Origin of the sequence: Candidatus Villigracilis proximus, assembly GCF_016717045.1 — a bacterium.
GTDB classification, from domain to species: Bacteria; Chloroflexota; Anaerolineae; order Anaerolineales; family Villigracilaceae; genus Villigracilis; species Villigracilis proximus.
In genome coordinates this window covers 43,170-66,099 of the sequence record NZ_JADJUO010000021.1, presented here as the reverse complement: position 1 = coordinate 66,099, position 22,930 = coordinate 43,170, and the positions used below count along the sequence as shown (strand labels likewise).

General features: G+C 49.6%; 27 protein-coding genes, 1 tRNA gene and 1 pseudogene. 12 read left to right on the top strand and 17 right to left on the bottom strand.

Annotation, left to right across the window (positions count from 1 at the left end; genetic code table 11):
* Window positions 1-23 precede the first annotated feature (23 nt).
* From IPL71_RS20150 to IPL71_RS20130, 5 genes are read left to right on the top strand one after another with little or no spacing between them, the layout of a single operon-like run.
* Window positions 24-518: a hypothetical protein gene (locus tag IPL71_RS20150; protein ID WP_345324732.1), complete on the top strand. Its 495-nt coding sequence runs from the start codon at window positions 24-26 to the stop codon at window positions 516-518.
* 58 nt (window positions 519-576) lie between these two features.
* Window positions 577-1,647 carry a M20/M25/M40 family metallo-hydrolase gene (locus IPL71_RS20145; RefSeq protein ID WP_345324730.1) on the top strand — a complete coding sequence of 357 codons (1,071 nt, stop codon included), beginning with the start codon at window positions 577-579 and terminating at the stop codon, window positions 1,645-1,647.
* Window positions 1,648-1,652: 5 nt separating this feature from the next.
* The gene (locus IPL71_RS20140; protein ID WP_345324728.1) at window positions 1,653-2,705 is read left to right on the top strand and encodes a M42 family metallopeptidase; all 1,053 of its coding nucleotides are present in this window, start codon (window positions 1,653-1,655) and stop codon (window positions 2,703-2,705) included.
* 3 nt (window positions 2,706-2,708) lie between these two features.
* Window positions 2,709-3,431 (top strand): Type 1 glutamine amidotransferase-like domain-containing protein, encoded by a 723-nt coding sequence (locus tag IPL71_RS20135; RefSeq protein WP_345324726.1) that lies wholly within the window; start codon window positions 2,709-2,711, stop codon window positions 3,429-3,431.
* 3 nt (window positions 3,432-3,434) lie between these two features.
* Window positions 3,435-4,436 (top strand): M42 family metallopeptidase, encoded by a 1,002-nt coding sequence (locus IPL71_RS20130; protein ID WP_345324724.1) that lies wholly within the window; start codon window positions 3,435-3,437, stop codon window positions 4,434-4,436.
* Between the two features lie 63 nt (window positions 4,437-4,499).
* On the opposite strand, the gene IPL71_RS20125 is transcribed toward IPL71_RS20130, so the two are convergent.
* From IPL71_RS20125 to IPL71_RS20115, 3 genes are all read right to left on the bottom strand, one after another.
* On the bottom strand, window positions 4,500-5,015 hold the full coding sequence (locus IPL71_RS20125; RefSeq protein ID WP_345324722.1) for a DUF456 family protein: 516 nt from the start codon (window positions 5,013-5,015) through the stop codon (window positions 4,500-4,502).
* A gap of 74 nt (window positions 5,016-5,089) precedes the next feature.
* On the bottom strand, window positions 5,090-6,358 hold the full coding sequence (serS, locus tag IPL71_RS20120) for a serine--tRNA ligase (protein WP_345324720.1): 1,269 nt from the start codon (window positions 6,356-6,358) through the stop codon (window positions 5,090-5,092).
* Between the two features lie 308 nt (window positions 6,359-6,666).
* The gene (locus IPL71_RS20115) at window positions 6,667-7,323 is read right to left on the bottom strand and encodes a sugar transferase (RefSeq protein WP_345324719.1); all 657 of its coding nucleotides are present in this window, start codon (window positions 7,321-7,323) and stop codon (window positions 6,667-6,669) included.
* A gap of 69 nt (window positions 7,324-7,392) precedes the next feature.
* On the opposite strand from IPL71_RS20115, the gene IPL71_RS20110 reads away from it, so the two are divergent.
* Together IPL71_RS20110 and IPL71_RS20105 are read left to right on the top strand one after the other, a co-directional pair.
* Window positions 7,393-8,070, top strand: a complete 678-nt coding sequence (locus IPL71_RS20110; RefSeq protein WP_345324717.1) for a response regulator transcription factor — start codon at window positions 7,393-7,395, stop codon at window positions 8,068-8,070.
* A 116-nt stretch (window positions 8,071-8,186) separates the two neighbouring features.
* Window positions 8,187-9,512 carry a sensor histidine kinase gene (locus tag IPL71_RS20105; RefSeq protein ID WP_345324715.1) on the top strand — a complete coding sequence of 442 codons (1,326 nt, stop codon included), beginning with the start codon at window positions 8,187-8,189 and terminating at the stop codon, window positions 9,510-9,512.
* Window positions 9,513-9,569: 57 nt separating this feature from the next.
* On the opposite strand, the gene IPL71_RS20100 is transcribed toward IPL71_RS20105, so the two are convergent.
* Together IPL71_RS20100 and IPL71_RS20095 are read right to left on the bottom strand one after the other, a co-directional pair.
* Window positions 9,570-10,262, bottom strand: a complete 693-nt coding sequence (locus IPL71_RS20100) for a lytic transglycosylase domain-containing protein (protein WP_345324713.1) — start codon at window positions 10,260-10,262, stop codon at window positions 9,570-9,572.
* Window positions 10,263-10,335: 73 nt separating this feature from the next.
* Entirely contained in the window at window positions 10,336-11,244 is a 909-nt protein-coding gene (locus IPL71_RS20095) for a hypothetical protein (RefSeq protein ID WP_345324711.1), read from the bottom strand.
* A gap of 223 nt (window positions 11,245-11,467) precedes the next feature.
* On the opposite strand from IPL71_RS20095, the gene IPL71_RS20090 reads away from it, so the two are divergent.
* Entirely contained in the window at window positions 11,468-12,889 is a 1,422-nt protein-coding gene (locus IPL71_RS20090; protein WP_345324709.1) for an NAD(P)/FAD-dependent oxidoreductase, read from the top strand.
* 169 nt (window positions 12,890-13,058) lie between these two features.
* Here IPL71_RS20090 and IPL71_RS20085 read toward each other — a convergent pair whose 3' ends face one another.
* Window positions 13,059-13,970, bottom strand: coding sequence for a vWA domain-containing protein (locus IPL71_RS20085; protein ID WP_345324708.1), 912 nt, complete (start codon window positions 13,968-13,970; stop codon window positions 13,059-13,061).
* 50 nt (window positions 13,971-14,020) lie between these two features.
* Window positions 14,021-15,121 carry a magnesium chelatase ATPase subunit I gene (locus IPL71_RS20080; protein ID WP_345324706.1) on the bottom strand — a complete coding sequence of 367 codons (1,101 nt, stop codon included), beginning with the start codon at window positions 15,119-15,121 and terminating at the stop codon, window positions 14,021-14,023.
* A 152-nt stretch (window positions 15,122-15,273) separates the two neighbouring features.
* On the opposite strand from IPL71_RS20080, the gene IPL71_RS20075 reads away from it, so the two are divergent.
* From IPL71_RS20075 to IPL71_RS20065, 4 genes and pseudogenes are all read left to right on the top strand, one after another.
* Entirely contained in the window at window positions 15,274-16,533 is a 1,260-nt protein-coding gene (locus tag IPL71_RS20075; RefSeq protein ID WP_345324704.1) for a 30S ribosomal protein S1, read from the top strand.
* A 44-nt stretch (window positions 16,534-16,577) separates the two neighbouring features.
* Window positions 16,578-17,144: pseudogene (locus tag IPL71_RS26165) on the top strand (membrane dipeptidase); the annotation flags it as partial.
* A 50-nt stretch (window positions 17,145-17,194) separates the two neighbouring features.
* Complete coding sequence (locus IPL71_RS20070; RefSeq protein ID WP_514130824.1) at window positions 17,195-17,671, top strand: membrane dipeptidase; 477 nt, start codon at window positions 17,195-17,197, stop codon at window positions 17,669-17,671.
* Window positions 17,668-18,129 (top strand): hypothetical protein, encoded by a 462-nt coding sequence (locus IPL71_RS20065; RefSeq protein ID WP_345324702.1) that lies wholly within the window; start codon window positions 17,668-17,670, stop codon window positions 18,127-18,129. Before IPL71_RS20070 ends, IPL71_RS20065 begins: the two co-directional genes overlap by 4 nt.
* A 110-nt stretch (window positions 18,130-18,239) precedes the next feature.
* Here the strand turns inward: IPL71_RS20065 and IPL71_RS20060 are convergent.
* The 10 genes from IPL71_RS20060 to IPL71_RS20015 form a co-directional block, all read right to left on the bottom strand.
* A tRNA-Glu gene (locus tag IPL71_RS20060) sits at window positions 18,240-18,312 on the bottom strand.
* Window positions 18,313-18,469: 157 nt separating this feature from the next.
* Window positions 18,470-19,018: a hypothetical protein gene (locus IPL71_RS20055; protein WP_345324700.1), complete on the bottom strand. Its 549-nt coding sequence runs from the start codon at window positions 19,016-19,018 to the stop codon at window positions 18,470-18,472.
* A gap of 15 nt (window positions 19,019-19,033) precedes the next feature.
* Complete coding sequence (locus IPL71_RS20050; RefSeq protein ID WP_345324698.1) at window positions 19,034-19,336, bottom strand: YgiT-type zinc finger protein; 303 nt, start codon at window positions 19,334-19,336, stop codon at window positions 19,034-19,036.
* Window positions 19,337-19,345: 9 nt separating this feature from the next.
* Complete coding sequence (lepB, locus tag IPL71_RS20045; protein ID WP_345324696.1) at window positions 19,346-19,579, bottom strand: signal peptidase I; 234 nt, start codon at window positions 19,577-19,579, stop codon at window positions 19,346-19,348.
* Window positions 19,524-19,949, bottom strand: coding sequence for a signal peptidase I (gene lepB, locus IPL71_RS20040; protein ID WP_345324694.1), 426 nt, complete (start codon window positions 19,947-19,949; stop codon window positions 19,524-19,526). Before lepB (IPL71_RS20040) ends, lepB (IPL71_RS20045) begins: the two co-directional genes overlap by 56 nt.
* A 58-nt stretch (window positions 19,950-20,007) precedes the next feature.
* Window positions 20,008-20,727 (bottom strand): class I SAM-dependent methyltransferase, encoded by a 720-nt coding sequence (locus IPL71_RS20035; protein WP_345324692.1) that lies wholly within the window; start codon window positions 20,725-20,727, stop codon window positions 20,008-20,010.
* 5 nt (window positions 20,728-20,732) lie between these two features.
* Complete coding sequence (locus tag IPL71_RS20030) at window positions 20,733-21,014, bottom strand: hypothetical protein (protein ID WP_345324690.1); 282 nt, start codon at window positions 21,012-21,014, stop codon at window positions 20,733-20,735.
* 307 nt (window positions 21,015-21,321) lie between these two features.
* Window positions 21,322-21,666: a hypothetical protein gene (locus IPL71_RS20025; protein ID WP_345324688.1), complete on the bottom strand. Its 345-nt coding sequence runs from the start codon at window positions 21,664-21,666 to the stop codon at window positions 21,322-21,324.
* A gap of 143 nt (window positions 21,667-21,809) precedes the next feature.
* A complete protein-coding gene (locus IPL71_RS20020; protein WP_345324687.1) occupies window positions 21,810-22,169 on the bottom strand; it encodes a hypothetical protein in 360 nt (119 codons plus the stop codon).
* On the bottom strand, window positions 22,102-22,872 hold the full coding sequence (locus IPL71_RS20015) for a hypothetical protein (RefSeq protein ID WP_345324686.1): 771 nt from the start codon (window positions 22,870-22,872) through the stop codon (window positions 22,102-22,104). Before IPL71_RS20015 ends, IPL71_RS20020 begins: the two co-directional genes overlap by 68 nt.
* Between the last annotated feature and the right edge of the window lie 58 nt (window positions 22,873-22,930).

Genomic DNA, 22,930 nt, shown 5'->3' with positions numbered 1-22,930 from the left:
TGATGGATTATAATCGACCCAATATGTTTCAATCTGACTCGATCAACACACGCCGCCGCATGAGCATTCTTGCGGTCATCCTTGCCACCATTCCCTGCTATTGCATCGGCTTTGTTGCGCTTTCCCTTGCTCCCGATACACGCGTTACAGCCACTCCCACCATTACACTTACTTTTACGATCACATCAACCGGCACGCTTCCTTCTCCCACAATGAGCGGAACTCCGGTTATTCTCACACCATCGATTACGAACACTCCGTCTGAAACCGCTACGCCCACAGTTACATTAACTTTCTTTCAGCCAAATACAGTTACGCCAACTTTTACATCCACTGCCACCGATACAGCAACATTCACAGCCACCAATACATTTACGCCTACATTCACTCCAACCATCACCTTCACCCCTTCATTAACTCCCACCATTACATTAACGCCCACATTAACACCGACCGCCACAAACACACCAACACCATCCAGCACGCCCACTCCTACGTTAACTCCGTTCGGTGGATAGTTAAAAAACTTGCCCGCAAGGCTGGTTTTTTTATTAAAGACTTTAGGCTATATTACTCATGAGTGACATCCTGCCATTTCTAAAATCAATTATCTCTGTCGCCGGCCTTTCTGGACATGAAGCGCCTGTTGCGACTCTCATCGAACAAAAGTGGACTCCACTGGTGGATGAGATCAGCCGAAGCAGACTCGGTTCAATTCATGGACTGAAAACTGGTTCTGTTTCCGGGAAAGCATCTCGTCCCTCAGTTTTGATCGCCACCCACATGGATGCCATCGGTTTGATGGTCTCCCGCATTGTGGATGGCTTTTTATATGTGACAAATATCGGCGGCGTGGATTCGCGAGTCCTGCCGGGCACACCGGTCATTGTCCATGCTTCGGGGAGCGGGGAGGAATTATATGGCGTCGTTGTCATGCCTCCCACTAATTTACTTCCTGAAGGTAAAGGTGCTGGCGCAGTTGCACTTCAATATCTTTTTGTAGATACAGGCTTCACGCCAAACGAAGTCTCAAAGAAAGTCTGCATCGGGGATAGAGTGGCCTTCGGAACAGAACCAGTTGAAATGTCCGGTGGATGCGTGAGCGGTCATACATTGGATAACCGTGCATCAGTCGCGGCGCTTACGATCTGTCTCGAAGAACTGCAAGCCAAGTCGCACGCCTGGGATGTTTGGGCGCTGGCATCTGTTCAGGAAGAGGAAACATTCGCGGGCGCGTATACATCCACTTATCAGATCCGCCCGACGATTGCGATTGCGCTCGATATGACCTTTGGCAAAGGCACCGGCTCAACTGATTATTCCGCGTTCCCGATCGGCAAAGGGGTCACGCTGGGCATTGGCCCAAGTATGCATCCATTTTTGCATAAACGATTCAAGGAAGTTGCCGAGCGTGTTGAAATTCCTGTAAAGGATGAAGCCATGCCGCAATATTCATCCACCGATGCCGATGCCATGCAATTAACCGCTGAGGGCATTCCGACGATGGTCATTAGTATTCCTGAAAGATACATGCACACACCCGTGGAGTTGGTGGCATTGAAAGATATTCAACGCGCGGGGCGTTTGTTGGCTGAATTTGTCGCTTCGCTTGAAGCAGATTTTATTAATAAGATCGCCTGGGATTAATCAACATGCTCTCAATTGGCACACCACAAATCAAACTGCTCGAAAAATTATGCAACGCAATGTCTGTCTCTGGTGACGAAGGCGAAGTACGCCGCATTGTGTTGGAAGAAGTAAAACCCTACGCCGACGAAGTGAAAGTGGATGCGCTTGGCAGCGTGCTCGTTCGGAAAAAATCCGCGGGCAAAAAACCGTTGCGTGTTCTGCTCGATGCACATATGGACGAAGTCGGTTTCATGATTGTGAACGATGATAGCGAAGGCTTCTTTAATTTTGAGGTTGTCGGCGGCATTGACCCGCGTCATCTGGTGGGCAAGCAAGTGATCGTTGGCAAGGATCATGCATTGGGTGTGATCGGCGCGAAGCCGATTCATTTGACGACAGCTGAAGAACGTCAGCACACTATTGAAACTGATGCCATGCGCATTGACCTTGGCCCCGAAGGCAAAGCCAGTGTGGGTGACCGCGCCACCTTTGCTACAAAGTTTAAAATAGTCGGCCCGTCCATCATGTCCAAAGCCATTGATGATCGTATCGGCATAGCGATCTTGATCGAGTTGCTTAAGAATGCGCCAAAGAATATTGAGTTATGTTTATCTTTCAGCGTGCAGGAAGAGATCGGTTTGCGCGGCGCAAAGGTTGCGGCTCATTATTTTGAACCTGATCTGGCGATTGCCGTTGATTCCACACCGGCGCGTGATCTGCCTGATTATGACGGCGGTGAAAATTACACATACAACACCAGGCTTGGTTTTGGTCCGGCAATTTATATGGCAAACTCGTCCACGCTGGATGATCCGCGCTTGGTGCGCTTTTTGGCAGAGACGGCCGAGAAGGAAAAAATTCAATATCAATTCCGTCAGCCGGGTGGCGGCGGCACGAATGCGGGCGCGATCCAGCAATCACGTGCCGGCGTGCCCGTGGTCTCGGTCTCTGTGCCGCATCGTTATACCCATTCACCGGTCAGCGTTTCACGGGTGGATGATTGGAAGAATACTTTAAATTTATTGCATGTTGCGTTGAAGAAAATGACGCCCGCTTTATTAAGTGGCAGCAGGTAAATCATGAAGGGTCAAATTGCTTTATTAGGTTCTGGAGAATATCTTTCCGTTATGGATGACGTGGATCGTTATCTGCTCGCCAATTGTGGCGCAGAAGATGGACGCAAGCCGCGTGTGGTTTGTTTGCCAACCGCCGCCGGACGTGAAGGCGACGCAAGCGTGTCGCGCTGGTCAAAGATGGGCGTTGACCATTTCACCCGCCTCGGAGCGGACGTTCAAGCTGTTCCTGTCATCGACGCAGAATCAGCCAATGATCTGAATCATGCGTCGGTGGTGGAAGATGCGGACCTGATCTATTTCTCGGGCGGCGATCCGGGCTATCTGCATCGCACCATGAAAGATAGTCTGGTGTGGCAGGCTGCAGAAAAAGCATGGGCGCGCGGTGCAACATATGCGGGCTGCTCGGCGGGCGCGATGATCCTCGGTAGGGAAATTCCTGACTTCCGCACCTTAGGCATGCGTTCCTTTTCGGCATTTGGAATTGTGCCTGTTGCTTTTGTCATGCCGCATTTTGATGCCATTCCATTATTTGGCAAACCGCTCGTCTCTGCACTTCGCAATCGATTAAAAGATGGTGAGGTTATGATCGGCGTGGATGAAGATACGGCCATCATTGGAAAATTCAATGAAGAGTGGACTGTATTTGGCAAGGCCAAAGCGCACGTGTTCACGAAAGAAGAAAACCATAGTTATGCCGCCGGTGAAAAATTTTCTCTAGGAAAATAAACAATGAAACAATTATTGAAAACACTCACAGAAACTTTTGCCCCCTCGGGTTATGAAGATGCCGTCCGTAAAGTGATTATGAAAGAAGTGAAATCACTTGCTGATGAAATGAGCGTGGATGTGCTTGGGAATTTGATCGTCCGCAAGAAGCCGGCGGCTGGTGCAAAAAATCCGAAGAAGATCATGCTCGCCGCTCACATGGACGAGATCGGCGTGATCGTCAGTCATATTGATAAAAAAGGCTTTGCACGTTTCACCAATATCGGAGGGACGTTTGGCCGTTACACGCTTGGGGCGCGAGTCCGCTTTTTGAATGGGGTGACAGGTGTGGTTGGGTATGACCGCCTCGAACAGGTGGATAACACGATCCCGATCAATAAGATGTATATTGATGTGGGCGCAACCAGCAAAGAGAATTGTCCAGTGAAGGTTGGCGATGTAGCCGCCTTTGATCGTTCCTATATTGAAATGGGGGAGCGCATCGTTGCCAAATCCCTCGATGACCGTTCCGGCGTGATCGTCTTAATTGAAACATTACGGGCGATCAAATCCACGCCCAATGATCTGTATTTTGTATTCACCACACAGGAAGAAGTTGGCACACGCGGCGCAGGGACAGCCGCCTTTGGTGTTAATCCTGATATTGGCATCGCCGTGGATGTGACTCCCACTGGCGATACTCCCAGTTCCTTAAAGATGGTTATGGAACTCGGCAAGGGACCGTGTGTAAAATTCCGCGATGTGGGCATGATCTCTGATCCGCGTGTGGTGGATTGGATGATCCAAACCGCAGAGAAGGCGAAACTTCCATATCAACGTGAAGTGCTTTTGGTCGGCAGCACGGATGCGCGTGAGATCCAGATCACACGCGCCGGTGTCATGACGGGTGCGCTGTCCATTCCGGTGAGATATGTCCACTCGGCTTCTGAGATGGTGGATTACAACGATCTAAAGAATTCAGTGAAATTGCTGACAGAGATGTTGAAGAAACCCGTAAATTTTTAATTACAGCATCGAAAATAAAAAGACCTGACACGATGAATGTCAGGTCTTTTTGTTTTTCATATCTTACAACCAGGCCCACAATCCCCAAAAGAGGATCATCACAAGGCCGATGCCAAACCTTGCGGCGAGTGACCAACCCCAACCGGTCATCCATGCCTTGGTATTGGCGAAGGCTTGCGGCTTGTCTTTCAATCTGTACCATTCCGCCAGATACAATCCGACAGGTGAGGCGATCATACCCGCAATGGGAGTAAAGAACAGGCTGAGAATAATACCAGCCGCAAAGGCCCAGATGATCGAACTCCACGGCACATTTTTATCGCGCACATGTTTGGCAATGATGATGTTATCTATAATATTGCCGCCGATCATCAAGAGCGTGATCAGCACAAAGAGCAGCCAATCCACCCAGGTCATATTGCCTTGAGCGGCCTGCACAATTGCATAAAACAATGTGCTCAACCACATGATCGTCAGGCCCGGGAAGATGGGGATCAGCAATCCCAACAAACCTGCAAGCAGGACAAAGAGGGTCAGCGTTTCGATCATTACCTGTAACCAGAATTCAAAGTCAGCCATAGTACTCCATATACGGGTATAAACTTCGGAAGTCGCATCTTAAAAGACTTCCGAAGTTTTCTACGGTGAATGCTCTATTTGATTACGTCAATTCCGCCCATCCACGGGCGCAAAACTTCGGGCACAATGATCGAGCCATCGGCCTGCTGATAATTTTCCATGACTGCGATCAAGGTGCGTGGAAGTCCCAGCCCTGAGCCGTTTAATGTATGTAACAATTTTGCCTTGCCGCCATCCGCTGGACGATATTTGATATTTGCACGGCGTGCCTGAAAATCGGTCACATTGGAGATCGATGAAACTTCGAGCCATTCGTCACAGCCGGGCGCCCACAATTCAAGGTCGTAAGTGATCGCTGCGCCGAAACCGAGATCGCCGCTGCATAAGCGCTTCACACGGTAGGGAATGCCGAGCAGTTCGCAAGTCTCTTCTGCATCGCGGACCATCTTCTCGTGCTGGGCTTCTGATTCCTCTGGCTTGCAATAGGTGTACATTTCAACTTTATCGAATTGATGTCCGCGTTTGATGCCGCGCACATCACGTCCCGCGCTCATCTTTTCGCGGCGGAAGCATGGCGTGTAGGCCGTGTACAGTTTTGGCAGCGCGGCTTCATCGAGAATCTCGTCCATGTGCAAACCTGTCAACGGGACTTCGGCAGTCGGTACGAAATAATAATCTTCTTCGTGATCTTTGTATAAGTTATCTGCAAATTTCGGCAATTGACCCGCGCCATACACCACCGCAGTCTTCACCATGAACGGTAAATATTCTTCCTGATATCCCTGTCGGATATGCAGGTCGAGCATCCACGCGATCAAGGCGCGCTGTAATCGTGCGCCAGCGGCTTGCAAGACATAAAAGCGTGAGCCGGTTAATTTTGTGCCGCGTTCAAAATCGAGAATACCAAGCGCAGGGCCAAGGTCCCAGTGAGGCTTCGGGGTGAAATCAAATTTGCGCGGTTCGCCCACGGTCTTAATCACCACATTCTCGCTGTCGTCTTTTCCGTACGGAACACGCGCATCGGGAATATTTGGCATGGATGCGGTTAATGCGTTTAATTCGGATTCGACTTCAGCGACCAGTTTATCGAACTCTGCGATCTTATCTCCGACCACACGCATCGCATCGATCTTCGACTGTCGGGCTGCTGCCTCTTTCATTTGCCCGATCTCCTTTGAGACCGTGTTACGCTCCGCTTTGAGCACTTCCACCTGACCAAGCAGGCCGCGGCGTTTTTCATCCAACTGTAGAATTGCATCCACAGGGGATTCATCCATCTGGCGGTCTTTCAACGCCTTACGGACAATATCAGGGCTTTCACGAATAAGATTGATATCCAACATATTGCACCTCCGAGTGCATTTAATAGAATACGCCCCCGGTCCATTCGCAGGACGAGGGGGCGTCTCGTGGTGCCACCTGCTTTCACGCCCCAGCGCTCGTTTGGAGCACCTCCTCCATTTTGAAAAAATGGGGGAGGTTGGGAGGGGGCATCTTGGCTTGCACGATAACGGGCGCAGCCCGATTCTCTTATGACTTAAGTCTCTGCGAGAATAACACGGGCGAAGGGGATTTCATCATTTGGCTGATCGTCTCGCACTACCCGACGACTCTCTGAACAGGGGCATGATTACTTGTCTTCGCGCTGGTCTTAATGTAATTGCGAAATTATTCTACACCCCATGAGGAGTGTCAAGAAATGAAATTTTTTTTTATTTCCTGTAAAGTATTCGGTGGTAGCCTGCCCTTCCTGGGTCACGCCTTCGCGTGTGACTACTTTTCCGGCTGTCATCAGAATGATCTTGATATCGAGCAGGAAAGACCAGTGATCGACATACCAGACATCGTGCTTAAATTTATCGTCCCAGGTCATGGCATTCCGCCCGTGGACTTGCGCCCAGCCCGTCAACCCGGGCATCACATCATGACGGCGCGCCTGCTCTGCTGAATACAGCGGAAGATATTCCATCAACAGCGGGCGAGGTCCAACGAAGCTCATTTCGCCGCGCAGAATGTTGAAGAGTTCGGGCAACTCATCGAGCGAGAGGGAGCGGAGAAAACGCCCAAAGCGTGTGAGCCGTTCGGCGTCCGGGAGCAGGCCTCCGTTAAGGGTGATGCGGTTCGTCATCGTGCGGAATTTATATATATGGAAGGGACGTCCCTTGTAGCCGGGGCGCTGTTGTTTGAAGAGGATGGGAGTCCCAATAAAGATGCGCACGAGGATCGCAGTGGCAAGAAGAACAGGCGAAAGGATCACAAGCGCGAGGAGCGCGAGGATAAGATCGAAGATGCGTTTGCTAAAAGCCATGCATGTATTATAACCAGACTTCCCGAAGTCTCCATACTTTATGGTATATTTTAAGCAGGAGATATTGCTATGAATGAGCGAATCCTAATTATTGAAGATGATCAGGCAATTCTTAAGTTATTGCAACGCGGTCTGGCTTATGAAGGCTACACCGTGGATACTGCGCTTGATGGCCGTATGGGGTTAATTGCCGCGCGTGACCATACTCCCGATCTGGTTGTTTTAGATTGGATGCTGCCGGGCATGGATGGCTTGGAAGTATGCCACCGCTTACGAACGGGCGGTTCGATTCCGATCTTGATGTTGACTGCAAAAGATACGGTGCAGGATCGCATTCAAGGTTTGGATGCCGGCGCCGATGATTATATGGTGAAGCCATTTAATCTGGATGAATTGCTGGCGCGTGTGCGTGCGCTGCTTCGTCGTACGCAGCCCGAGCGCGTGCCGGTCTTAAAATTTGCAGATCTTTCCCTTGATACAAGTTCTCGTCAGGCATCACGCGGCACTCGTCTGGTTTCGTTGACTGCAAAGGAATACGAATTACTTGAGTTGTTTTTGCGCCACCCGAAACAAGTGTTGACGCGTGAAGTAATTTTTGATCGCGTGTGGGGGTATGATTTCGGCGGCGAGAGCAACGTGCTTGAAGTGTACATTCGTTATCTGCGTCAGAAATTGGAAGGCGAGGGCGAGATCCGCTTGATCCATACCGTGCGCGGTGTGGGGTACGTCATGCGCGAAAATCCGTAACAAGCAAGCGGCAGTTTCTACTGCCGCTTTTTTATTCTCAGGTTATCTTAAACTTTTCGTATTACACTTTGCTCATGTCCTTACGCCTGCGCTTTACCCTATTGTATTCAACGTTCATGGGGGGCATTCTGCTTATCTTTGGCGCAGCTGTGTATATTCTTGTTAATGTGATTTTGCTTAACCAGGTGGATACCATGCTCGCGGTTGTTGTGCGTGATATTACGCAGGTAACCAAGGTTAACTCCATGGGGGAGTTAAGTTTGATCAGCCTGCCGCCATTGGATATGACATCGAACGCCTATGTTCAAGTTTGGGGTCCGGATGAAAAACTGATCGCGACTTCTCCCAGCATTGGCACATTGACGAAATCCCTCGATCCGATCGGACTGAAAGTTGGTTCGCCCATCTATGAAGATTCCTATCTTGACGGAGCCCATCTGCGCGTGTTGAGCGTGCCGCTTGTTGTTGGCGCGCGCATAATAGGAACTTTACAAGTGGGTGCAAGTTTAAGTGTGGTGGATGCAACCCGCACGAATCTGCTTTCGATTATGTTGTTAATCGCGGTTGTGGCGGTGTTACTGGCCGGGCTGGGGTCATGGGTGATTCTGGGACGTGCGCTTTCTCACCTGGAAGCCATCACTGAAACTGTAGACCAGATAAATCGTGCCGACGATCTTTCGCGGCGCATTCCCTATCAGGAACAAACTGAAGATGAAATGGGCGATCTTGTCGTTTCATTCAATCAAACACTGGAACGTTTGGAGTCACTTTTCACGTCACAGCAAAGATTTCTTGCGGATGTCAGCCACGAACTGCGCACGCCGTTGACGGTTATTAAAGGCAATGTAGATTTGATTCGCCGCATGAAAGCAGCAGACGAAGAATCTTTGGGCAGTATTGATGAAGAAGCTGGCAGGCTCACTCGTCTCGTTGGCGGATTGTTGATGCTGGCTCAAGCCGAATCAGGCAAGTTGACTCTTGTCTTAAAGCCGGTTGAATTGGATCTTTTATTAACTGAAGTCTTTACCGAGATGTGCGTGTTGGCTGGCAGTAAAGTGCATGTGCATCTGAATGAGATCGATCAGGTAATGGTGAATGGTGATCGTGATCGTTTGAAGCAGGTGTTGTTAAATCTGGTTGCGAATGCGATTCAATATACACCACAGGGCGGGGATGTTTTTCTGAGTATGTCAAAAATTGGTGAACAGGCGCGAATTATTATCCGCGATACCGGGCCGGGAATCCCGGCCGAAGATTTGCCGCATATCTTTGATCGTTTCTATCGTGCCGAGAAATCCCGCACGCGTTCCACCACCAGCGGATTTGGCCTCGGCCTTTCCATTGCACACTGGATCGTAGAGCATCACGGCGGACAGATCAAGGTTGAGTCAAAAGAGGGGAAAGGTACAACGTTTGTGATCTGGTTATCCATCATCAAGTAAGGACACGGCTTGTCCCTGTCCTTTTAAAAGGGCGACCCGCTTTTAGCAGGTCGCCCTTTATGGTAGGCCTAATCGTTGATGCGCCTGTTGACATAAACTAACCCCGTAATTTTTATACCATTCATCAAGTGCTGCGCTGGAAGTCTGTCCACTGCGGGCATCTTCGTAGATGGGGACTCCGTATTGCACATATCTTTTTGTTTGTGCAGGCCAGTTCCATTCGGCGCGGCCAATAAGCCCGATGCCGCCGTTGTAGCCGGCCATGGCGAGCAGTGCGTTTCCGCCGCCGGTTTCAAGTGACTTGGCGAGGTAGGCGAGTCCACGGGCGGCGTTGGTATCTGGGTTGTAGGGATCATCGACTGCGTAAAAATGAAACGGCATGACTTGAAATAATCCCATGGCGCCGGCACTTGATCTTGCGCGGGGATCTCCACAGGATTCGATCTGCATAATGGTGGCAACCAGATTCGGGTCCAGTTGTGAAGCGGCCGCCCACTTTGAGATAGAGTCAGCCCAATGACGGACTTCAATTCTAAAGATGGGGGAGATGCTGGTTGAGGCGGCGGGTGGCAAATCCGCAATAGGATTGGTTGGGATCGGGTTTGACTTCCATGCGAGTGAAGCAAGTAAAACGCTGATAAAGATTACCGTCAGCGGTACAACCGTAAAACCAGACAAACAGCCGCTCCCTTGGTCTTGCGGGGTCGCGGCTGTTTGCCAATATTCTTTTTCAGGGCGAGCGCGGGGCATGTATTAATTTTCTCCATTCTGGGTCACTGTTATAGGACCCGGCTCGAATGATTTTTATTAAATTGTTGGAAAACTACGCATCAAAATGACGGTCACTGCCTTCTGAACTGCGTGCGTTATAAGAAACGGGGTGATAAGTAGGCTCAGGTGGAATAAATGAACTTTGTTGTGAAGTGGTGGTAACAGGCTTCGGTGCAGGTCTGAATGTGCCCGCATTGGATGTATTGATCTTATTTACAGGGCGGGGGATTTGCGAAGCTGGGCGCAGAACCGGTTGATTTACAGGTTGGTTGACCGGGCGTTCCGCTTGAGTTTGATAGCTCGGTGTGGATGTGCGCGGTTGAGGCGCATTATATGAGTGCTGAGGCTGTGGCGCGCTGTAGGGTCGTTGAGTTTGTTGTGATTGCTGAGGTTGTTGATATTGTGATTTATATTGAGTTGGGTGCTGTGCGGCGGTAGTGAAGAGACGATCGCCCGCCAGTGAAAAAGTGCCGATGATGAGCAGGCGTACAAGCCAAACCATGGCCGCAATAAAAATTGGTACAACTTTTGTAAGGGTTGCGGCGCTCATTACGGCGCTGGATTGCAGGTTTGCATTGTTTGAAATTGCGACTGAAACACCCCACCAGGTAAGGGTGGCATTGAAACCAGCTGCCAAAAGCCACGCACCGAAGAGGTAATATACTTCTGCGGGTTCGTCACGGCCTTGTTCAGGGGTGAAGATGCGGGCGATGCCGGCGAAGTCAATGCCACAGAAGGCGATGGCGAGGATGGTGGCCCAGCGCATTCCTGCAAATTTTAGATCGCCAAGCATATCGTGTAAGGCAAACTGGGTGGTGCTAAAGTTGAATACTTCAAAGGCCAGCAGCGCGCCGATGATCATCATGCCCCAGGTGGCGCCGCGATTAAATTTTTTGTCATGAGTGAGTTTATACCAGAGGGTTTTCAAGCCATCTATAAGAGGATTACGATAATTTGCCATTTCGACCTCCTTGTCGAGTAATTTACGCGAGTATAGAACGTTTGTTCTAATATGTCAATGGTAAAAAACTCGTATTTTTATGAGATGTACAATTGTTTTCTTTGCCTTATTCGGAAGAATGGATTTGACTCGTTCCCGCCTTCGCCATTACACTAGGTCTGCAAAAAATTCTATGAACCTGTGCTGCCAGAGTGCGGCATAGGCCGCGAAACCTGGAGACCCCATGATTTTCTCAAACACTCCGCACCCCGAGACCCTCAAATCTCTTGCGGATGTGAAGCTCACGCCGTTCTGGTTGGATGACCCGAACAAGCCTGAGCCGGCTCCCGCATTGACCGAAAATATCCGCGCTGACCTGGTTGTGATCGGCGCCGGATTTACAGGCCTGTGGGCCGCGTTGCTCGCGAAACAAGCCGACCCGGCGCGTGATGTGGTTGTGCTCGAAGCCGGCGAAACGGGCATCGGCGCCAGTGGACGGAATGGGGGATTTGTCGCATCGTCGCTGACACATTCCTTTCAAAATGGTTTGAACCGCTGGCCGAAGGAACTTAAGAAACTTATTGAGTTGGGGCATAAAAATCTGGACTGCATTGAAGCCACGATCAAAGAATTTAATATTGATTGCGACTTCATTCGTTCGGGCGAGATCAACGTCGCTAACGAAGAATATCAAATTGAAGATCTGCGCGAAGAAGCAGAGGAATCCGCGCAATATGGCGAACATATTCAATTTCTTGATCAGGAACAGATCCGTGCGCGGGTTAAGTCTCCCACTTATCTGGCCGCGATTCATGATCCTTTTGTGGCAATGGTCAACCCTGCGCAGTTGGTCTGGGGCTTAAGAAGAGCATGCCTTGAGCTGGGAGTCTGCCTGTTTGAGGGCACGCAGGCTACAGGTATGGAAGAGACGCGTGACGCGCAGCGGGTGATTGTCAAAACTCCGCGTGGTCAAGTCGAATCAAAAAAAGTGGCACTGGCTACGAACGCCTTTCCGCCTTTGCTAAAACGTCTCTCGTTCTATGTTGTGCCGGTTTATGATTACGTCTTAATGACCGAGCCGCTTTCCAAAGAACAGCGCGCCGCAATTGGCTGGCATGGGCGCGAAGGCCTCGGCGATTACGGTAATCAATTCCACTACTATCGCACCACAGCGGATGGACGGATTCTATGGGGCGGATACGACGCCATATATTATCGGAATAATGAAGTGGCGCCGCATCTGGAGAATTGCCCCGCATCATTCGAACGTTTGGCCGGCCACTTCTTCCAAACATTTCCCCAGCTGACGGGGCTGCGCTTCACGCATGCCTGGGGCGGAGTCATTGATACCTGTTCACGTTATACTGCCTTTTGGGGCAAAGCCTATCATGGCAAAGTTGCGTATGCGCTCGGCTATACCGGCCTCGGTGTTGGCGCATCACGCTTCGGCGCACAAGTGATGTTGGACCTGCTCGATAATAAAAAGACCGAACGCACCGAATTACAAATGGTGAAATCAAAACCGTTCCCGTTTCCGCCCGAACCATTCCGCTCGCCGATTGTTAATTTCACAAGATGGTCACTGAATCGCGCCGACGATAACGGCGGCAAAAGAAATTTATGGCTAAAGATTTTGGACGCACTCGGGCTGGGGTTTGATTCATAGGTTCAGTAATAAAAGACTTCGGAAGTCTTTTTAAGTTCTTGAAGGTTGTGATGCCTGAATGCAGACTTCCGAAGTCTGAGGCTTGATCTAAGTTAAACAAAAAAGGACTCCAAACTCGCAAGAGTCTAGAATCCTTTTTACTTATTACTCATCACTTCTCACTAACCACTCACTTCTTCGCCGGCTTCGACATTTCACCAACAACCGTATTATATAAACTCTCTGCTTTCAAATCACTGAGTGAATAACACGGCGCTTCGAGATGATCGGCGAGTTGTTGCGCAAGGCCTTGATCGAAGGCTGCGTGTTCCATGTTGATGACGATGGAACGCGTCTTTTCGTTGGCGATCATTTCTGCAAATTTGAAACCTTCTTCCTGCGGGGGCATTGTCCCAATGGATACATTGCCTGCGCCGTCAGTTAACACGATGAGCAGTGGCTCTATATCAGGATGAATATGTTTCTCATGCGTCAGTACATCGTGCGCCATGAACAAGCCTGCCGAAAGCGGAGTCTTTCCGCCGACGGGAATATCCATCAAGGCGCGTTGTGCGAGTTGAACTGAGTTAGTGGGGGAGAGTACTAGCGTGGCGCGGTCTTTCTGGAAGACGATCAATCCCACACGGTCGCGGCGTTGATAGGCGTCTGTCAACAGCGAGAGGATTGCGCCTTTCGTTGCATTCATACGCTCAGCAACCGCCATCGACCATGAAGCATCCACGAGAAATAAAACAAGATTCGCCACACGCTTCACGCGCACTTTGCGCATCAAGTCACTTCTCTTGATTGAGAAGGCTAATTTCTTGCGTTCTTCTGTGCGTTGGTTTTGGAAAGGCGCAGCAGCGCGGATGGTGGCGTCAAAAGCGATGTCGGTCAGATTATCGCCTGCTGGACGGGACTTAATGTAGCGGCCGTGTTTTCGATCTGTTTTGGTGAGCGAACGGCGGCCAGCCTTTTGACGGGTTAATTTATCGAGCGGGGTGTTGAGCTTGCGCGGCTGGAAGGTCTCGCCTGCTTTTACTTTTTGTCCGCCATCCCACCAGTTCGCATTGGAACTTGCGAAAACTTCTTGCTGTTGCAAGGGTTCGGGATTTCCCTGCTGCGGACCTTCCTGCTGCTCATCTTCGAGTTTTAAGTTTTTTTTTCCTCGCCTTCGCCGTCCTGCTTGCTTTCGGATTCGTTTTCAGAATCATCAGGCACCGATTGACCTGCGAGCTGCTCAATGCGTTCCTGCAACTGTTCGGCGGTCATCTCGGCTTGTTGGAAAGGCGTGCGTTTAATACGGTGAGGTAATGCCAATTCTGCGGCGAGCGCGATATCGTGATCGTTGATCTTAGTGCGGCCTTCGAAAGCGGCTTCAGCACGCGCGGCTTTGAGAATCACCAGATCTGCGCGGTGACCATCCACATTAAGCGATGAGGTCAACGCGGCGATGGAGAGCAGGTCGCGGCTGGTGTGGGTGACTTGGTCAACGAGTTCACGTCCACGGGCGATCTTTTCGGAGAGTTCCTGTTCTTTGACAAGCCACAACTCGCGGAAGGCATCGGCGTCTCTTTCATAGGAAAGATTACGTTCCATGATGGTCACTCGTTCACGGGCCTCACGGATGCCGACAATCTCCACAGAAAGCGCGAAGCGATCCAGCAATTGGGGGCGGAGATCTCCTTCTTCAGGATTCATCGTCCCAACGAGAATGAAGCGCGCCGGGTGGGCAAAGGAAATCCCTTCGCGTTCGACTGTGTTGACGCCCATGGCAGCAGAGTCCAGAAGAATATCCACCACATGATCGTCGAGCAGGTTGACTTCGTCGATGTAGAGTAATCCGCGATTTGCAGAGGCCAGTACGCCGGGTTCAAAATGACGTTCGCCTTTTTGAATGGCTTTTTCAATATCAAGTGTGCCGACCACGCGATCTTCGGTGGCGGAAACAGGAAGGTTAACAAAAGGGGTCGCGCGTTCGGCGGTGGGAAGTACTTTGTTTCCGTGCGCGCGTTCCTTACATTCAGTACACCAGGTCGCAGATTTATCCGGGTCGCATCCGAAGCGGCAATCCTGCACGATCTTGACGTGCGGCAGTAATGCGGCCAAAGAACGGGCGGCAGTGGATTTGGCAGTGCCGCGTTCACCGCGAATCAATACGCCGCCGATACGTGTATCAACGGCATTGAGAATGAGTGCGCGTTTCATGCGCTCTTGTCCAACGATGGCTGTAAATGGGAAAATGGCGGGCATTTGTTTACTCCAAACTGTGATTATAACGGATGTTTTCGTATTCAAGAAAGAGTTATTGTTAAATGGAAATGGGATGTAGCAGGGTTGTCAAGTTTATCATTCACTTGTATAATCCAATCTATATATTTCAGCAATAATTGGAGCCACGAGTGATGGATGAACATGAAGCCCAAAATGGGCAAGGGGCCGCAAATCCCCAGGGAGAACAACCCAACAATCAAACAATGGAGTCTTTGCTTGCATCAGAATCTTTAAGTGTGGAACTGCCTCAAGTAGGTGAGATCCGCAAAGGTATGATCGCCAGTATTGGTTCAAATCAGATTCTCATTAGCATCGGCGCAAAGTCTGAAGGCGTCGTTGCTGGCCGTGAGTTGGAACAACTCACAGCTGAAGAACGCGCCGAACTCAAGGTAGGACAGGAAGTTAATGTCTTCGTTCTCAACCCTGAGGATCAAAATGGCAATGTTGTTTTGTCATTCAAGCGCGCTCAGGAGGAAATGTCCTGGGAAAATGTTGAGAAGATGATCACCGAAGAAACCGTGATGGACACAAAGATCATTGGGTTTAATAAAGGCGGTTTGATCGTTGCCGTTGGTAATCTGCGTGGCTTTGTGCCATCCTCTCAGATCAGTGCCGGTCGCCGCGCACAGTCCTCTGGTGATACACCGGAACAGCGCTGGCAAAAAATGGTTGGTCAGCCGATCTCCGTTCGTATCATCGAAGTTGACCGCGAACGCCGCCGTCTGATCCTTACCGAACGCGCCACGAATAATGAATCCCGCGCCTCCATGAAAGATCGCGTTATCGGCGAACTCGAAGAAGGCAAGATCTATACCGGCCGCGTTACCAGCCTCGCTGAATTTGGCGCTTTCGTCAATATCAACGGCGCTGACGGCCTTGTCCACCTTTCCGAGCTTTCATGGGATCGTCTCACACATCCCAAGGAAATTCTTGAAGTCGGGCAGGAAGTCAAAGTCAAAGTCATCAACATTGACCGCGAAAAGAAACGCATCGGCCTTTCCATGCGCGCCTTACAGGATGATCCCTGGAAGAATCGCGTTGAGAAGTTCAGCGTTGGTCAGCTTGTGGAAGGTGTGATTACCCGCCTGACCAAGTTCGGCGCCTTTGCCCGTCTTGAAGGCGATATCGAAGGTCTCATCCACATCTCCGAGTTAAGTGAGAACCGTGTTGAGCATCCGAAGGAAGTCCTCAAGGAAGGCGAGACCAAGACCCTGCGCGTCATCCGCATCGATGGCGAACAGCATCGCGTAGGCCTCAGCCTCCGCAAAGTGGACTCAGCCGCTTTCGCCGACAAAGATTTCAAAATGCTCACACAGGAATTTGGTGAGCAGGGTGAAGAAACTCAGCCGGACGAAGAAAGTTCATCAACCGAAGAACCCAAATCAGAATAAAATAATCAAGAGCGCACCGAAAGGTGCGCTCTTCAATAATCCCTATGCCGCTAATTGTTGACGCTCACGCAGATATCGCCTGGAACATGCACAAATACGGACGCGATTACACTCGCTCCGCCGCTGAAACCCGCCGGCTGGAAGTTGGCAGCCAGGCCGTTCTACACAACGAAGACACCACTCTCGGCTGGCCCGATTATCAACGCGGACAGGTTGCAGTTATATTTTCAACGATCTATGCCACGCCCGCGCGTTGGAGCACCAGCGAAAACAAATCCCAAGTCTATAAAACATTTGACGAAGCCCACGCGCTTTATCGTGAACAATTGATGACCTATCATCGGATGACCGATTCTGCGCCTGATAAATTTCGACTCATCGCATCTTCCCGCGACCTGAACCTGATCCTCGACCATTGGAAATCTCCCAGCCCAGACAGTGGACATCCCGTGGGCATGGTTGTGTTAATGGAAGGCGCTGAGTGCATCCGCTCTCTTTCTGAACTCGAAGAATGGTACGAACTTGGCGTGCGCCTGATCGGCCCGGCCTGGGTCGGCACTCGCTATTGCGGCGGCTGGAATGAACCCGGTCCGCTCACGGCTGATGGACGTAAACTTTTATCAGCGATGGCCGAGCATAATTTCACCTCGATCTCAGCCACATGGATGAAGAATCCGCAGTGGAAGCGCTTGATATTTATCGTGGACCTGTTGTCGGCACGCATGGTAATTGCCTGTCACTCATGCCAAATTCGAATTCAAACCGTCACTTCTCAGACCGCATCATCGAAGGAATTATTGAACGCGATGGGGTGGTGGGTGTCGTTCCCTATAATGGCTACCTCAAAGTGGGTTGGGTGGTCGGAAAAAATGATCGAGCGGAAGTCCCGTTGCGGTATGTCGCTGACCATATTGATCACATTTGCCAGATCGCCGGCGATGCGCTTCACGCCGGCATCGGCTCAGATTTGGATGGTGGCTTTGGTTTGCAATCCATTCCGCCGGAAATTGACACAGTTGCTGATCTGCAAAATCTGGTATCCTTGTTACAGACGCGCGGTTACTCCGAAGCCGACATCGCAAACATTCTTGGCGGTAACTGGCTTGCGCGCTTACAAAGGGATTTGCCTGCCTCATGAATACAGATCAATTTACCGAACCTGTAACCCGCTCAGATACCCCACGCATCCTTGTAGGGCTTGCAGTTGGTTTTCTGGGATTATTTATCTTCGCGATTGGAGCGAAACCGGCCTGGTTTGGCTGGGATCGCAGCCCGGTTGTTGGGTTTGTGCAAATTGCCGTCTTTCTTTTTGGACTTGCATTAATTTGTCTAGGCGGATACATCAGTTTGCATGCCTTGTGGTGGGGGTATGAACGTACGATCATGTCTGATATCGGCTCCAGGCTGGTTTGGACGGGATATGTTGTTACCGTTTTTGCAGGACTGGCCGATATTTTTGGAATGGGCTCACAGTCCTTTCCAAATGTCCCTTATTTTGGGCCATGGCAAGCTTCAGGGGTATTGATCGGTCAGGGAATTATTGCCATCGGGTTCCTGCTTTTGATCCCCTATCGCTTCCATAAAATTCAAAAGTAACTCTTTTCAAGCGTCATTTGTAAAAATAGAAAATCGCCATTCAGGCGATTTTCTATTTTTACTTATCAAAAGATAAAAAAAGACCTGCTTGAGCAGGTCTTTTAGGGGAGTGCCCCCACGGGGATTCGAACCCCGGTCGTGGCCTTGAAAGGGCCGCGTCCTAGGCCTCTAGACGATGGGGGCTTTTTTAAGAGCGGGCGAATTCTATCATTCCCCATTGTGACAGTCAAGCAATTTAGGTACTAATTTCACAGCTTTCGCAAAGTGATTTTTGCTGTTAAGGTTGCAAAGAAAAAATGAATTTGCAGCAGATTTTCTCAAAAAGCGCTGCGCGTTACGGCTAATTTTCCGGTTTCACTCTTTGATTAAGCAGAGCCATGAGATCCACAAGATTACGGTTGACCAAAATACCCGCACTTTCAACACGCAAAGCTGGAATAAGGATCGCGGTCAGCGTGGCATTGAAAACAGGTAGAAAATTGCGTGAGCCATCCGTCATGATCGAGGTGAAATCGAAGCGCCCTGGCAATTCCATGGTGCCTTCCACTTCAAACATACTGGTTGCAATGCGTACCGGGTATTCCACTACATTTGTATACCCGCCGCGCACAAGTGCCTGCGGACCGAGGTCTTCGCGGCGCGCCATACAAACCGCATGGACTTGTCTTTTCATCATGCGCACAAGCTCAAAATGATCGACAAGTTTTGTCGGCATGTGCAGGCGTGCCATACGCGCATCGTTGATCTCCATCGCAGAATGCGTAGAGTCATTTAACATTCCCATGGCCCCGTGGCTTGCAATCATGATCTTGCCGACCACACGATATCCCGATGTTAAAATATCGGCAGGTAGAAAACGATAGGTACGCGGAGAAGTATCAAGGGTCATGGAAAGCTTCCTCTTTCAGCTAAGAGTCCAGAATGGGGCGGGAGACACCAGTTTGAGGGCGGGGAAGAGGCGGGTGCGTCGTCGATTGGTTGTTGGCTTTCCGGCATTCGGATCCAGAATCATATTAAGCCAGGAGATCGCCTTTTCATCATATTCACGTTTGCCGCACACATCACAGATCCATGCCGGAAAATGCGGCACGGTAACCAACTCATTGCCGAGCCAGGTAAAGTAAGTCACATGGCGCGCTTGTAAAATGCCCGCGTGACATTCATTGCACGGAAAAGGTTCTGTTGGAAGATTTTCGTTTTCACTCATCATTAATCCTTATTGCACAGCCAATAATTCCGTATGCTTGATCACTTTCCAAAAAGGCGGCGGCCAGTAGATCACAACCGCTTTGCCCACCACATTCTCGGCAGGCAGAAGTCCCCATGAATGTGAATCAGAAGAATCATTACGGTTATCACCCAGCACAAACAAATGACCTTCGGGCACATCCCATTCACCCTGATAGGCGGGAGCAGCCGCGATATAGGGTTCGTTTAAAGACCTGCCCATTTACAGAAACAGCGCCTTCCCCCACACGAATATGATCGCCGGGTAAACCGATCACACGTTTAATCAATTCCTGCTCGGGATCCATCGGGAAATGGAACACAATAATATCGCCGCGTTCCACCTCGCCAAATTGATAATTTAATTTGCTAACCAGTACAAACTCTCCATCTTCAAGCGTGGGGCGCATACTAAAACCATCCACCCGAACCCGCGCTGAAACTGCATTGATTCCTAAAAACAGAATAACTGCCAATACAAGAGTTTCAATAATATCAAGCGCAAACCGCCCCCAATTCATTTTTTCTTCCGAAGGAACAGGAGCAGGAACTTGCGGTTCCTCGGCTTGTCCTTCCTGTTGTAAAGTTTCCAAACGTGCCTCCATAACTTGAACGAAATTATACTTCCATTTTTCCGAAGTCCACTGTATCTTAAGTCTTACCCCATGCAAAATAGGTGGGCACATGCAGGGTGCGTTCACCGTTCTTACGGGCAATTTCATCCAAAACCTGCATTTTTTGGATTTCCTCACCTGAAGCGATTCCTTCCAGATCAGATTTCAACACCGCCCATTCATTTTCCCAATCTTCGGCAGAACGCATCACCACCTGACCTTGAATTGGTCCAGTCTCGATCAGGTTGATCCCTGCCTGATAAAAAGTCTCTGCCAGCCCTGCCCCAAAGAATGGGTTTGCTCCCTGTCTGCGTAATGATTCTGTCTGCCATCTGCCGAGTGGTTTGAGCGCAAAAGGCTCATCCACCCGTTGACTGTAATCTGGTTCGGCCAATGCTAACACGCAATGACTGACACGCGCCATTTCACGCACAACCTGCAATGGATCATGCACCCATAGCAGTAGATAATGGCAATAGGTAATATCAAAATATTTATCCGGGTATGGCAGGTGATGCCCGTCGCCGCGCGTCAGCGAAACTGCCGAAGCGTGGATCCTGTACTCGTCAAGCGCGGCAGGTTCAATGTCCAGGCCGTGACGCGCTGCGGGTGTGGTGAGGTCGCACAGAATCGCTCCGGTTCCACATCCCACTTCAAGCACATGCTGCGCGGTTTTTAATCCCGCCTGATCAAAAAGATAATTTCTCAGATCGCGAGTCCATGCGGCTTGCTGAAGGTAGCGCGTGTGCCAGTTCATTGATATTAATCTGGTAGTAAAGGAGAGGCCGTGGAACAATTGAAACCAAATGGGATTTTTGGTTCATTATAATTGTAAACATCCATATAAATGGTGAAGTACATGGTTTTATAACTCACGACATATTCATCAAGGATCACGCCGTCAATTTCAATGGAATCAGATCGATAGAAACCAACGATTTCGGCATGCGGCCCCAAAAGGGCGCTCAAATATTCCTCTTCGCGATCAGAACCGTTTGATTCGCCTCCGCCGATCTGTATCGGGCTGCTTCTTATCGAACCCATATCCGCGATTGGTTGAGATGGGACATGCGGCTGATATCTCAAGTTTGAAAAAGGTGATTTTTTCGATTATGGCTGTGTAGGCAATTTCACCTTCGCTTTCCCATTTGCCTTCGCCAATACTTCGCACTACGATGGTCAGGATCTTGGAATCTTCCGGAAAGACAACAACAACCCGCCCATGCAGGGGTTCTTCATCTACTGTTCCAAAAAAATCCTGAACGATTCCTTCTGCTGAATCAATGACAATATCCTGCTTTCACCCTTACTAAAATCATTGATCGCTTCTTTGAAAAATCCCATATAGGATTTAAGAACAGAGATGGGGTTTTCCCGTTTGGTTTCGGGTCAGCTTGTACAAAATGGTGATGCTTTCATCGGGATTGCTAAGAAATGCCTGATATGTAGTTATTTCCTTCTCGTACCCGCTAATTGCCGACATTACGAAGCCGCCGGCTTTGAATGTGGTTGGGCTGTCCTGCTCTGGCACAAACGCTGTGGCAGTGGGGGTGAGGGTCATGGTTGGAGTTGATGTGGGTGTTGTTGTAGATGTTGGTGCAGGGGGTGTTGGAGTTGCCATCAATCCTCCTGCCTGACAGGCAAGGATCAAAATATTCAGGATGACAAAGCTTGTAAGTTGTTTCTTTCTGTTCATGTTTGTGCCCTCTTCTATTTATTGATTTTCTTTATCATACAAACACCGATCTTAATCCGCAAAGCGCAAAGAAATTAGGAAACCCTGCCGTTGCTGTGTTCTTTGTGGAAAGAACAGGTGAATGTACGATGGAGAATTTTGTTTTATGGATTTAGCGAGCAAATTTGTTTTCGAATTTCATCACGCAACTTCACAAGCTCGGCGAATTTGTAGAAGAACAAGATTTTCTTTTCGGAAATCGTTTCGCCTGTTGGCTCCGGGGAGAGGATGAAAAACGAAAAAGACTCGGCGATATCTTCGACGGGGTTGACTACAGCGTAATCTGTGACGAATCTATCCTGATATTTATGATAGAACGCATTCAGGTTGTCGTAACGTTGTTCAATATTACTGGAACCGGTATCTTCCCATTCGCCGTAAATATCCGCCCAAAATTCATTGTAAAAGGCGTTGATATAGGAATTGGGCTTGACTACAACCCTCTCGTAGAAAATATTGGTCACAGCGTAATTCTTCATGTGCAAAAACCTGCTGATCGCCGGGGTTATCAAATACGGCATGACTTGGGGTGACCTGTTTTGAATTGAGCGTTAAAAGGTGCGCGAATTCATGGATCAATGTGTAGGTTAATTCCCTGGAATTGGTTACGTCGGCAATATCCACTTCAAGGATCCATTTATTCGGGTTGTCGTCTGTTTGTCTCACCGCAGCAAGAATTTCATTTTTGCCGTCTGTAATAATGGTGAAATTGCCGATCATGGTTCTATGTTCTTTGGAAAAGAGAGCGGTGTAAAAATCCCATATTTTCTGATGAACATCCTGTTGTTCCTGAAATTTGACCAGTTCTTCAGGCGCGGGTTCATTGCTTTCCAGGACGATCTTTTCATAGTTCACCCGGTAAATTGTCAGTGCATAGAAGTTTTTATTATCTTCGCCGTCAGGTTTTCCGCGCAGTTCATCAGCAACATCTCCATTTGGGCGCACAACATCAAAGATATTGGATAGCACCTCACTGCAAACAACAACCGGTGTGGATGTAGCCGTGGGCGGAACCAGGGTTGCTGTGGGCGGCAGGGGTGTGCTGGTTGGCGGGGGGATGGTGGGCGTGGGAGTCGCATTGAAATTCGCAGCCGCATTGCAAGCCAAGCTGCTAAAAAAGATCAGCACCGTAGATATAAAAATGGATTGATTCACTCTTAGTTTCATTTTTTTATCCCCTTTTAGGATTGACAGCAAGGATAACATATAACAAATAGGGTTTCAA